This is a genomic window from Kitasatospora sp. NPDC058965, from assembly GCF_042741245.1.
Lineage (GTDB): Bacteria > Actinomycetota > Actinomycetes > Streptomycetales > Streptomycetaceae > Kitasatospora.
On sequence record NZ_JBHYKG010000073.1, the window covers coordinates 19,530 to 30,309 of the forward strand.

The following is a 10,780-nucleotide window of genomic DNA, read 5'->3' on the forward strand; positions in this document are numbered from 1 at the left end:
GATTGGGATCCACTTCGCGTGGTATATGACCCGAAACTGACCGAACAAGCCGCCGAACTGTAGGCCCTCGGTGACCGTGCCGGGGCACACTGTGACCGTTTGGGAGGTCGGGCGGGCCGTTTCCCGGCAACCGGGGTTGCCAATCGCCGAGTTTCCGGGGCGCCCGAACGATCAGAACCGGTCAGCCGAAACCGGGCGCGGACACCGGGGTTTGACGGCAGGTCGGGCGGGGTGCGGCCGGTCCGGGGTCAGCGCCGGCGGCGGCGCAGTGCCATCCCGGCCACCGCGGCCCCCGCCACCGCGCCGACGGCGATCGCGGCCGGCACGCCGATCCGGGCCGCCTTGCGGCCGGTCCGGAAGTCCTGCACCCGCCAGCCGTGCGCCCGGGCGTGCTTGCGCAGCCGCCCGTCGGGGTTGACCACGAACGGGTGGCCGACCAGCGAGAGCATCGGGATGTCGTTGGCCGAGTCGCTGTAGGCGGCGCAGTGGTCCAGGTCCAACTGCTCGCGCCGGGCCAGCGCGCGCACCGCGGCGGCCTTCGCCGGACCGTGCAGCATCTCGCCGACCAGCCGGCCGGTGTAGGCGCCGTCCACCTCCTCGGCCACGGTGCCCAGTGCGCCGGTCATGCCGAGCCGGCGGGCGATGATCCGGGCCACCTCCACCGGCGCGGCGGTGACCAGCCAGACCCGCTGCCCGGCGTCCAGGTGCATCTGCACCAGCGCCCGGGTGCCCGGCCAGACCTTGGCGGCCACGATCTCCTCGAAGATCTCCTCGCAGATCGCCTCCAGGTCGGCGGTCCGCTTGCCGGTCACCAGGGAGAGCGCGGTGCTCTGCGCGTCCGCGATGTGCGCCGGGTCCTCGGCGCCGGCCAGCCGGAACCAGGCCTGCTGCCAGGCGAACTTGGCCACGTCGCGGCGGTTGAAGAACTTGCGCCGGTACAGGCCCACCCCGAGGTAGAAGACCGCCGCGCCCTGCAGGATCGTGTTGTCGCAGTCGAAGAAGGCGGCGGCCTGCGGGTGGTCCACCGGGCCGGCGGCCTCCTCCTCGGCGGCCGGCGGCAGCGGCCCGGCCGCGCGCAGCGCCTGCTCGGCGGCGTCGGCGGCGGCCTCGCCGGCCAGAGCGGTCCGCTCGGAGGGGGAACGCCTTGCCTGGGTGAGCCTTCGCAGCGCGGCCATGGCACCGAGCATAGTCAGCCGGGCCGACCCCGGGGCATGCGGTGGCGGCGCACAATGGTGCGGTGAGCCCACTGCTGCGTCGTGACACCAAGCCCGATCCCGCCTCCCGCACGGTCACCCTGATCGGCAAGCCGGGGTGCCACCTGTGCGACCAGGCCCGGGAGGTGATCCTGCAGGTGACCGGCGAACTGGGCGCCGCCTTCGAGGAGAAGGACATCACCCAGGACGAGGCGCTGTACCGCAGCTACTGGGAGCAGATCCCGGTCACCCTGATCGACGGGCGCCAGCACGACTTCTGGCGGGTGGACGAGAAGCGGCTGCGCAAGGCGCTCGCCGGCTGAGACGGGCCGTTCGACCTCTGGACCGGGATCGACCCTCCGCCTACGATCGAACCCGTTCCGTGCCGTCGGGGGTCTGGTCGTTGGAGGTCCGCGATGCCCGCTGGCGGATTCGCGGTGGTCGACGTGGAGGCCACCGGGCGCAGCCCGTGGCGGCACCGGGTGGTCGAGGTCGGCGTGGTGCTGCTGGACGGCGTGCTGGGCGTGCAGCGCGAGTTCACCAGCCTGGTCGACCCGGGCGGACCGGTCGGGCCCACCCAGGTGCACCGGATAGCCCAGGCGGACGTGGCCGGGGCCCCTAGGTTCCGCGAACTGGCCCCGCTTCTGCTCGAACTGCTGGCCGGTCGGGTGCTGGTGGGTCACCATGTCAGCTGTGACCGGGCCTTCCTGGAGCGCGAGTTCGCGCGGATCGGAACGCCGCTGTCGCCGGTGCCGCAGGTCTGCACGATGCGACTGGCCCGCCGCCACCTCCCGGAGGCGACCGGATTCGGGCTGGCCGCCTGCATGGCCGCGGCCGGCCTCGGCGGCTTCGCCGCGCACACCGCGCTCGGCGACGCGCGGGCCAGCGCCGCGCTGTTGCGGTACTGCTGGGGCGAACCATCCAGTGCGGCCAAGGGGCGTCCCGCCGCCCGGGCCGGGCTGCTGCGACTGGCCGCCGATCAGCACTGGCCCCGGCTGGCCCGACCCCGTCGCGATCCGGAGGGCCGTGCGCACGTTCGAGCGTGATGCGCGTCACTGTGACGGGACAAATCGGACACCATCTTTGTGCACACGTTCACAAACGCATAGCCTGGCAGCCAAAGCCCAGCTTCACCCACAGGAGCACCGTGGCAATCGGCCGATCCACCCCCAAATCCACGCCCCCCAGCCCTGCCGACGGAGGCTCCATGCGCCGCACCCCTGTGGGACGTCAGACGCGCGCTCGCGGTATCCCCGAGGCGACCGTGGCCCGGCTCCCGCTCTACCTGCGGGCGCTCACCGCGCTCTCCGAGCGCTCGGTGCCCACCGTCTCCTCCGAGGAGCTGGCCGCGGCCGCCGGGGTCAACTCGGCCAAACTGCGCAAGGACTTCTCCTACCTGGGCTCGTACGGGACCCGCGGGGTGGGCTACGACGTCGAGTACCTCGTGTACCAGATCTCGCGTGAGCTCGGTCTCACCCAGGACTGGCCGGTCGTGATCGTCGGGATCGGGAACCTGGGCCACGCGCTGGCCAACTACGGCGGCTTCGCCTCCCGCGGCTTCCGGGTGGCGGCCCTGCTGGACGCCGACCCGGCGGTGGTCGGCAGCACCGCGGCCGGCCTGCCGGTGCGCCACATGGACGAGCTGGAGTCCATCGTGGACAGCCAGCAGGTCTCGATCGGCGTGATCACCACTCCGCCGGGCGCCGCGCAGCAGGTCTGCGACCGCCTGGTGGAGGCCGGGGTCACCAGCATCCTGAACTTCGCCCCGACCGTGCTGACCGTTCCGGACGGCGTCGACGTGCGCAAGGTCGACCTGTCGATAGAGCTCCAGATCCTGGCCTTCCACGAGCAGCGCAAGTCCGGCGAGGAGCCGGAGGACGGGCTGCCGGCCGAGGGGCCGGTGCGCGAGCGCGCGCCCGGCCCGGTGCGGGCCGCCGCGGCCAAGCTGCGCCGCGCCGCCGGCGCGGCCAAGGAGGCCAAGGAGAAGGGCGAGAGCGACCGTCAGGCGGTGCTGCCGGCATGAGCGGGCGAATCATCAGAGAAGGCGCGTCCGGCTCGCCGGCCGCCGAGCTCTGCGAGGTGGGCGCGTGAGCCTGTTGGTCGTCGGTCTCAGCCACCGCACCGCACCCGTCACCGTCCTGGAGCGCGCCGCGCTGACCGGCGAGGTCCCGGTCCGCCTGCTGCACGACGCGGCGGCCTCGGCCACCGTCTCCGAGGCCGCGCTGCTCAACACCTGCAACCGGATCGAGCTCTACGCCGACGTGGACAAGTTCCACGCCGGGGTCGCCGAGCTCTCGCTGCTGCTCGCCGAGCACAGCGGGGTGGACCTGGAGGAGCTCACCGCGCACCTCTACGTGCACTACGAGGACCGGGCCGTCCACCACCTCTTCTCGGTGGCCTGCGGCCTGGACTCGATGGTGGTCGGCGAGGGCCAGATCCTCGGTCAGCTGCGCGACGCACTGGCCCGGGCGCAGGAGGAGCACACCGCGGGCCGCGGCCTCAACGAGCTGTTCCAGCAGGCGCTGCGGGTCGGCAAGCGGGCGCACAGCGAGACCGGCATCGACCGGGCCGGCCAGTCGCTGGTCACCTTCGGCCTGGAGCAGGTGGCCGCGGGGGCCGGCGAGATCGCCGGCAAGCGGGCCCTGGTGGTCGGCGCCGGCTCGATGAGCTCGCTGGCCGCCGCCACCCTGGCCCGGGCCGGGGTGAGCGACCTGGTGATCGCCAACCGGACCCGGGAGCGGGCCGAGCGGCTGGCCGCCACCCTGGGCGCCCGCACCGTGGACTTCGCCGAGGTCGGCCGGGCGCTGACCGAGGTCGACCTGGTGATCTCCTGCACCGGCTCGGCCGGCGTGGTGATCCCGGCCGGCCAGGTCGCCGCCGCGCTCGCCGAGCGCACGGCCACCACCCCGCTGGCCTTCCTCGACCTCGCCATGCCGCGGGACGTGGACCACGCGGTGCACGAGCTGCCCGGCGCGCTGCTGATCGACCTGGAGTCGCTCTCCCGGGCCGACGCGGCGCTGCCCGGGGCCGGCGACGTGGACGCGGTCGGCGGCATCGTCGCCGAGGAGGTGGCCGCCTTCGGCGCCGCCCAGCGCGCCGCGCGGATCGCCCCCACCGTGGTGGCGCTGCGCGCGATGGCCTCCGAGGTGGTCGGCGCCGAGCTGGCCCGCCTGGAGGCCCGACTGCCCGACCTCGACGAGCGGGCCCGCGCGGAGATGGCGCAGACCGTCCGCCGGGTGGTCGACAAGCTGCTGCACGCGCCGACGGTGCGGGTGAAGCAGCTGGCCGCCGAACCCGGCGGCGCCTCCTACGCGGAGGCGCTGCGCGAGCTCTTCGACCTGGATCCGGGCGCGGTGCGCGCGGTTTCGGGCACGCCGGTGGCCCTCGGCGAACAAGCAGGGCCCACGAAGCAGCCCGCCAGCGGTAGTCTCGCGGGCGGAGCGGCGCGATGAACCACCCTCTCGACCACCAGCACGACCGGGACGAAAGCCTTATGAATGGGCAACTGAGCACTCAGCAGGGCCAGTTGGACGCAGGAACGATACCGCTGCGGCTGGGCACCCGGCGCAGCGCGCTGGCCATGGCGCAGTCCGGCATGGTGGCGCGCGAGGTCAGCGAGGTCACCGGCCGCCCGGTCGAGCTCGTGGAGATCACCACCTACGGCGACACCTCCCGCGAGCACCTGGCGCAGATCGGGGGCACCGGGGTCTTCGTCTCGGCGCTGCGCGACGCGCTGCTGGCGGGTGAGATCGACTTCGCCGTGCACTCGCTCAAGGACCTGCCCACCGCGGCCCCCGAGGGCCTGGTGCTGGCGGCGATCCCGCCGCGCGAGGACGCGCGCGACGCCCTGGTGGCGCGCGAGGGCCTCGACCTGGAGACGCTGGTGGAGAAGTGCGTCGGGCGCCCGGCCCGGATCGGCACCGGCTCGCCGCGCCGGATGGCGCAGCTGAACGCCTGGGCCCGCAGTCGGGGCGCGGCGATCGAGACGGTCCCGATCCGCGGCAACGTGGACACCCGGATCGGCTACACCCACTCCGGCGAGCTGGACGCGGTGGTGCTGGCCACCGCCGGACTGAACCGGCTCGGCCGGTCGGCCGAGATCAGCCAGCGCCTGGAGCCGGCGGTCATGCTGCCCGCCCCCGGCCAGGGCGCCCTGGCCATCGAGTGCCGTGCCGACGCCCCCGAGTTGGCCGCCGCCCTCGGCGCGCTCGACCACCTCCCGACCCGTGCCGCGGTCGCCGCCGAGCGCGCGCTGCTGGCCGCCCTGGAGGCGGGCTGCTCCGCCCCGGTCGCCGCGCTGGCCCGGGTCGAGGAGAACGAACTGCGGCTGGAGGGCGTGGTCGGGACCACCGACGGCGCCACCCTGCTGATGATGTCCACCACTGGCCCGCTCCCGCTGGACGGAACGGCCGAGCAGACCGCGCAGGCCCTGGGCCACGCGCTGGCCGCCCGGCTGCTCGACGGCGGAGCGGCCGGTCTGATGGGGGAGCGAGTCTGATGAGCCCCACCGCTACCGCCGACCGTTCCGGACTGTGCACCTTCCTGGGGGCCGGGCCGGGCGACCCCGGACTGCTCACCCTGCGCGCCGTCGAGGTGCTGACCACGGCGGACGTGCTGATCGCCGACCCGCTGACCGCCACCGCCGTGCGGGCGCACTGCCCGGACGCGGTGCAGCTGCACAACCCGGCCGCCACCGGCGAGGGCGAGGTGCTGGACATCGGCGGCGACGACGCCGGCTCGGTCGCCAAGCTGATCGCCGACGCCGTGCGGGCCGGCAAGCAGGTGGTCCGCACCGTCGACGGCGACCCGGGCCTGGACGGCCGGGCCGCCGAGGAGATGCTGCTCTGCGCCAAGGCCGGGGTCGCCTTCGAGGTGATCCCGGGCGTGGCCCAGTCGGTCGGCGTGCCCGCCTACGCCGGTGTGCCGCTGCGCGGCAGCAACGGCGCCGACGTCCGCTTCGTCGACGGCGGCGCGCTGCTGGCCGGTGCGCTGGTCGACCTCGGCGCCCCGGAGACCACCCTGGTGGTGCGCACCACCCTGGGCCAGCTGCCGGCCACCGCGAACGCGCTGGTCACCCACGGCCGCAAGCCCGACGCCGCGCTCTGCGCCACCCTGTCGGGCACCACCACCCGCCAGCGCACCTTCACCTCCACGCTGGCCGGCATCGCCGCCGACCTGAAGGCGGCCCGGGTGCTGCCCTCGCCGGTGTCGGCCCCGGTCGACCCGGCCACCTCGGTGATAGCCGTGGTCGGTGAGCAGGTCCAGCACCGCTCCTCGCACTCCTGGTTCGAGACCAAGCCGCTGTTCGGCTGGAACGTGCTGGTGCCGCGCACCAAGGAGCAGGCGCACGGGCTCTCCGAGCAGCTGCGCTCCTACGGCGCGGTGCCGCAGGAGGTGCCGACCATCGCCGTGGAGCCGCCGCGCACCCCGCAGCAGATGGAGCGGGCGATCAAGGGCCTGGTCACCGGCCGCTACGAGTGGATCGCCTTCACCTCGGTCAACGCGGTCCGCGCGGTCCGGGAGAAGTTCGAGGAGTACGGCCTGGACGCCCGCGCGTTCGCCGGCATCAAGGTCGCGGCGGTCGGCGAGACCACCGCGCAGGCGCTGGTCGACTTCGGTGTGAAGCCCGACCTGGTGCCGTCCGGCGAGCAGTCCGCGGCCGGCCTGCTGGAGGACTGGCCGCCCTACGACCCGGTCTTCGACCCGATCGACCGGGTGCTGCTGCCGCGCGCCGACATCGCCACCGAGACCCTGGTGGCCGGCCTGGTCGAGCTCGGCTGGGAGGTGGACGACGTGACGGCCTACCGGACCGTGCGCGCCTCGCCGCCGCCGGCCGAGACCCGCGAGGCGATCAAGGGCGGCGGCTTCGACGCGGTGCTCTTCACCTCGTCCTCGACCGTGCGCAACCTGGTCGGCATCGCCGGCAAGCCGCACAACGTCACCATCATCGCCTGCATCGGTCCGGCCACCGCCAAGACCGCCGAGGAGCACGGCCTGCGGGTGGACGTGATGGCGCCCGCGCCGTCCGCCTCCGCGCTGGCCCAGGCGCTGGCCGAGTTCGGCGCCGGTCGCCGGGACGCGGCCACCTCGGCCGGCGAGCCGGTCTACCGGCCCAGCGAGCGCCGCCCCGGCTCCCGTCGCAAGGCGCGTTGATCCCCGCTTCGGAGGAATCGTGGAGTTCCCAGCTGTCCGCCCCCGTCGGCTGCGCACCAGCCCGGCCATGCGCCGGTTGGTCGCCGAGACCCGGCTGCACCCGGCCGAGCTGATCCTGCCGCTCTTCGTGCGCGAGGGGATCAGCGAGCCGCGGCCGATCACCTCGATGCCGGGGGTGGTGCAGCACACCCGCGAGACGCTGCGCAAGGCGGTGGTCGGGGCGGCGGAGGCCGGGCTCGGCGGTGTGATGCTGTTCGGCGTGCCGGCGGTGCAGGACGCCACCGGCAGCGAGGGCACCAACCCGGACGGCATCCTGCAGCAGGCGATCCGGGACACCGTGGCCGAGGTCGGCGACCAGCTGGTGGTGATGTCCGACCTGTGCCTGGACGAGTACACCGACCACGGCCACTGCGGGGTGCTCGCCGCCGACGGCTCGGTGGACAACGACGCGACCCTGGAGCGGTACGCCGAGATGGCCCGGGTGCAGGCCGACGCCGGCGTCCACCTGGTCGGCCCGTCCGGGATGATGGACGGCCAGATCGGCGTGGTCCGCCGCGCGCTGGACGAGGCCGGGCACCAGGACGTGGGCATCCTCGCCTACACCGCCAAGTACGCCTCGGCCTTCTACGGCCCGTTCCGCGAGGCGGTCGGCTCCTCGCTGCGCGGCGACCGGAAGACCTACCAGCAGGACCCGGCCAACGCCCGCGAGTCGCTGCGCGAGCTGGAGCTGGACGTGGCCGAGGGGGCCGACCTGGTGATGGTCAAGCCGGCCATGGCCTACCTGGACATCCTGCGCCGGGTGGCCGACGCCTCGCCGGTGCCGGTGGCCGCCTACCAGGTCTCCGGCGAGTACGCGATGGTGGAGGCCGCGGCCGCCAACGGCTGGGTGGACCGGGACCGGATGATCCTGGAGACCCTGACCTCGATCCGCCGCGCCGGCGCCGAGCAGATCCTCACCTACTGGGCGATGGACGCCGTCCGGATGCTCTGAGCCCGGACGTGACCGAGGGGGCGCCGGCCGAAGCCGACGCCCCCTCAGTCGTTGCCGGCTCAGCCGTGGTGGTGCCAGCCGTCGATGTCGACGTGGTGGCCGCCCTCGCCGCCGGTGGCCTCGTCGGTCGCCCAGAACGCCTTCATCCAGTCGGTGTGGACGTGGTCGGTGCCGGCGAAGCCCTCGCCCCAGCCGGCCGCGAAGGGCTCGTCGGCGGTGACCACGCCGCCGCCCTCGCCACCGGTGGAGACGTGGGCGTAGGCCGGGGCTGCGACACCGGCGATCATCAGCGCGCCGAACGCGACGGCGGCCGCCTTGCCGAGCATCTTCTGCATGAGGTGGTCCTCTCTCAGATCAGACGCGGCGCCCGGGGAACGGACGCCGATTTCCACGTGATCACGCCGGGCGGGCCGAACGGTCCCGGCACACGGCGGGCCTGCGCACCGTCACTCGAAGGAACGCACGGCGCGGTTCACGACTGAGCGGGGTCGGCGGAGCGCTGCTCCACCGACCCCGCTCGGGCACTGCTCCGTAGGGTCAGGTACTGCTCCGGAGGGTCAGGGGTACTGCGGCACTGCCGGTGTCCTCGGGGAGGGGATCAGCCGATCAGGTGCGACAGCGCGCCGTCGCCGTTGGCCTGGGTGGTCTGGCCGACGTTGCAGATCTGGTGGTTCTGCTGGTTCAGGACCGGCACGTCCACCTGGACCGGGATCAGGCCGACCTGGACGTGGTGCACCTCGGGCAGGCAGATGTTCGGGTTGTCCAGGGTGTGGAAGTTCGGGCTGTGGTCGCCCACGGTGCCGGTGTGGTTGGTGCCGCCGTCGCCCTGGACGGAGGCGGCGGAACCGTCCGCGTCACCGATCGCGAAGGACGGGGCGGAGGCCATGGCAAGGGCGGCGGTGGCCAGGCCGGCGGTGGCGAAGACCTTCTTCAGCATGGGAAGTGCTCTCTCTCGTGCGGGCTTGCGGGGTGGTGCGGAGAACAGGGGGACTGCGGCCTGGAAGGACTAGCCGATCAGGTGCGAGGCCACGCCGTCGCCGTTGCTCTGGGTCGGCTGGCCGACGTTGCAGACCTGGTGCAGCTGCTGGTTGCCGACCGGGATGTCCGCCTGGACCGGGATCAGGCCGACCTGGACGTGGTGGATCTCCGGCAGGCAGATGTTCGGGTTGTCCAGGAAGTGGAAGTTGGGGCTGTGGTCGCCCCAGGTCCCGGTGTTGTTGGTGCCGCCGTTGCCCTGCGCGGAGGCCGCGGAGCCGTCCGCGTTGCCGATCGCCATGGCGGGGGTGATGCCGGCGGCAACGGCGGCCGCGGCCAGGCCGACGGTGGCCAGGGTCTTCTTGATCACGGGAATTCCTCTCTGGATTACTGCGTCTGCTGCGTCTGGGTGCAATACGTTCAACGAATTGACCTGGTCTGCGGTCACCCGGGCATTCGGGGCCTATTCAGGAATGCGGTCGGGCCGACAGGATCTCCGGCTGTCGACAGCGGAGCATCCGAACCGGCCGCCCTGCGGTGACACCGATATCAAAGAACGGCGGCCGGGAAAGTTACGCCAGGCTGGCCGGAAAAATTCAAGGTCGGCGCAACCGGGCGGCGTGTCGGTCTGATTAATACGCCGCACGGGTTAATCGGGGCCGGGCGGATCGCTTCCGGTTCGCTCCCGGATCGTTGGACCGGTCGGGGTGGCTGGTCTCGGCTGCCCGTCCGACTGACGCGGACGACTCCTACGATCGGATCAGGGAACAAGATGAAGCTCTCCAAGCGGACCGGGGTACTGCTGCTCGCGGCTGTCGGGGCCTCGGCGGTCGCCGGCCAGGGGGCCGCCCAGGCGGCGCCCGCCGCCCCGATGACGCCGGGTCAGGTGGCGGCGCTGGAAGACGGACTGGCGAGCCGGACGGTGCCGGTGCACGTGCCGCTGGAGACGGTCACCCAGCACGCGCCGATGCTGCCGCTGGGCGGGGCCGTGGACGGTGCGCTGCCGGCCTCCCCGGTGCTGCCGCCGGTGCCGGCCGAGCAGGGCCGCCACGAGCTGATGCCGGACCAGGTGGTCTCGCCGCTGAACTTCAGCAAGGTCGGGCCCAGCCTGCAGACCGCGCTGCCGCTGCCCGCCCTGGCGGACGGGGTGCGTCCGGGCAAGCTCGGCCTCGACTCGCCCGAGGAGCCGCTGAAGGCGGTCGGCCCGGCGGTCGGCGTGGGCCACCCGCTCGGCTTCGTGGAGGGTGCGGACGGCAAGCTGCAGGACGGTGCGCTGTCCACCGGCGACCTGGACCCGCGGCTGGTGCCGGCCGCCGTCTCGGCGCTGCCCGGGGCCAACGCCCAGCTGGGCGGCGCGGACCAGCAGGCCCCGCTGACCGACCAGGCGCAGCGGCTGCTCGGCACCGCCTCGGCGACCCTGGACGAGGCCACCGCCGGGTGACGGGGTGAACGGCGGCGGGGCCCGGCT

General features: G+C 73.6%; 12 protein-coding genes. 8 read left to right on the forward strand and 4 right to left on the reverse strand.

Annotation, left to right across the window (positions count from 1 at the left end):
• Positions 1-248: 248 nt before the first annotated feature.
• On the reverse strand, positions 249-1,175 hold the full coding sequence (locus ACFW1A_RS15060; RefSeq protein WP_380408989.1) for an HAD family hydrolase: 927 nt from the start codon (positions 1,173-1,175) through the stop codon (positions 249-251).
• Positions 1,176-1,237: 62 nt separating this feature from the next.
• On the opposite strand from ACFW1A_RS15060, the gene ACFW1A_RS15065 reads away from it, so the two are divergent.
• From ACFW1A_RS15065 to hemB, 7 genes are all read left to right on the forward strand, one after another.
• Positions 1,238-1,516 carry a glutaredoxin family protein gene (locus ACFW1A_RS15065; protein ID WP_380408991.1) on the forward strand — a complete coding sequence of 93 codons (279 nt, stop codon included), beginning with the start codon at positions 1,238-1,240 and terminating at the stop codon, positions 1,514-1,516.
• Positions 1,517-1,609: 93 nt separating this feature from the next.
• A complete protein-coding gene (locus ACFW1A_RS15070; protein WP_380408993.1) occupies positions 1,610-2,239 on the forward strand; it encodes an exonuclease domain-containing protein in 630 nt (209 codons plus the stop codon).
• A gap of 161 nt (positions 2,240-2,400) precedes the next feature.
• A complete protein-coding gene (locus tag ACFW1A_RS15075) occupies positions 2,401-3,216 on the forward strand; it encodes a redox-sensing transcriptional repressor Rex (protein WP_380408995.1) in 816 nt (271 codons plus the stop codon).
• 64 nt (positions 3,217-3,280) lie between these two features.
• Entirely contained in the window at positions 3,281-4,645 is a 1,365-nt protein-coding gene (locus ACFW1A_RS15080; RefSeq protein WP_380408997.1) for a glutamyl-tRNA reductase, read from the forward strand.
• Between the two features lie 74 nt (positions 4,646-4,719).
• Entirely contained in the window at positions 4,720-5,691 is a 972-nt protein-coding gene (hemC, locus tag ACFW1A_RS15085; protein ID WP_380408999.1) for a hydroxymethylbilane synthase, read from the forward strand.
• Entirely contained in the window at positions 5,691-7,346 is a 1,656-nt protein-coding gene (locus ACFW1A_RS15090; RefSeq protein WP_380409001.1) for a uroporphyrinogen-III synthase, read from the forward strand. Before hemC ends, ACFW1A_RS15090 begins: the two co-directional genes overlap by 1 nt.
• A 19-nt stretch (positions 7,347-7,365) precedes the next feature.
• Positions 7,366-8,337 carry a porphobilinogen synthase gene (gene hemB, locus ACFW1A_RS15095; RefSeq protein WP_380409003.1) on the forward strand — a complete coding sequence of 324 codons (972 nt, stop codon included), beginning with the start codon at positions 7,366-7,368 and terminating at the stop codon, positions 8,335-8,337.
• 59 nt (positions 8,338-8,396) lie between these two features.
• On the opposite strand, the gene ACFW1A_RS15100 is transcribed toward hemB, so the two are convergent.
• The 3 genes from ACFW1A_RS15100 to ACFW1A_RS15110 all read right to left on the reverse strand — a co-directional run bounded on the left by ACFW1A_RS15100 (position 8,397) and on the right by ACFW1A_RS15110 (position 9,682).
• The gene (locus tag ACFW1A_RS15100; RefSeq protein ID WP_380409005.1) at positions 8,397-8,672 is read right to left on the reverse strand and encodes a hypothetical protein; all 276 of its coding nucleotides are present in this window, start codon (positions 8,670-8,672) and stop codon (positions 8,397-8,399) included.
• Positions 8,673-8,935: 263 nt separating this feature from the next.
• Positions 8,936-9,274 (reverse strand): rodlet layer protein, encoded by a 339-nt coding sequence (locus tag ACFW1A_RS15105; RefSeq protein WP_380409007.1) that lies wholly within the window; start codon positions 9,272-9,274, stop codon positions 8,936-8,938.
• Between the two features lie 69 nt (positions 9,275-9,343).
• On the reverse strand, positions 9,344-9,682 hold the full coding sequence (locus ACFW1A_RS15110; protein WP_380409009.1) for a rodlet layer protein: 339 nt from the start codon (positions 9,680-9,682) through the stop codon (positions 9,344-9,346).
• 402 nt (positions 9,683-10,084) lie between these two features.
• On the opposite strand from ACFW1A_RS15110, the gene ACFW1A_RS15115 reads away from it, so the two are divergent.
• Positions 10,085-10,753, forward strand: a complete 669-nt coding sequence (locus ACFW1A_RS15115; protein ID WP_380409011.1) for a hypothetical protein — start codon at positions 10,085-10,087, stop codon at positions 10,751-10,753.
• Positions 10,754-10,780 lie beyond the last annotated feature (27 nt).

Coding starts and splice junctions, on each gene's coding strand:
- ACFW1A_RS15105 (WP_380409007.1), bottom strand. CDS start 9,274: ATGCTGAAGAAGGTCTTCGCCACCGCCGGCCTGGCCACCGCCGCCCTT.
- ACFW1A_RS15090 (WP_380409001.1), top strand. CDS start 5,691: ATGAGCCCCACCGCTACCGCCGACCGTTCCGGACTGTGCACCTTCCTG.
- ACFW1A_RS15060 (WP_380408989.1), bottom strand. CDS start 1,175: ATGGCCGCGCTGCGAAGGCTCACCCAGGCAAGGCGTTCCCCCTCCGAG.
- ACFW1A_RS15075 (WP_380408995.1), top strand. CDS start 2,401: ATGCGCCGCACCCCTGTGGGACGTCAGACGCGCGCTCGCGGTATCCCC.
- ACFW1A_RS15070 (WP_380408993.1), top strand. CDS start 1,610: ATGCCCGCTGGCGGATTCGCGGTGGTCGACGTGGAGGCCACCGGGCGC.
- ACFW1A_RS15100 (WP_380409005.1), bottom strand. CDS start 8,672: ATGCAGAAGATGCTCGGCAAGGCGGCCGCCGTCGCGTTCGGCGCGCTG.
- ACFW1A_RS15115 (WP_380409011.1), top strand. CDS start 10,085: ATGAAGCTCTCCAAGCGGACCGGGGTACTGCTGCTCGCGGCTGTCGGG.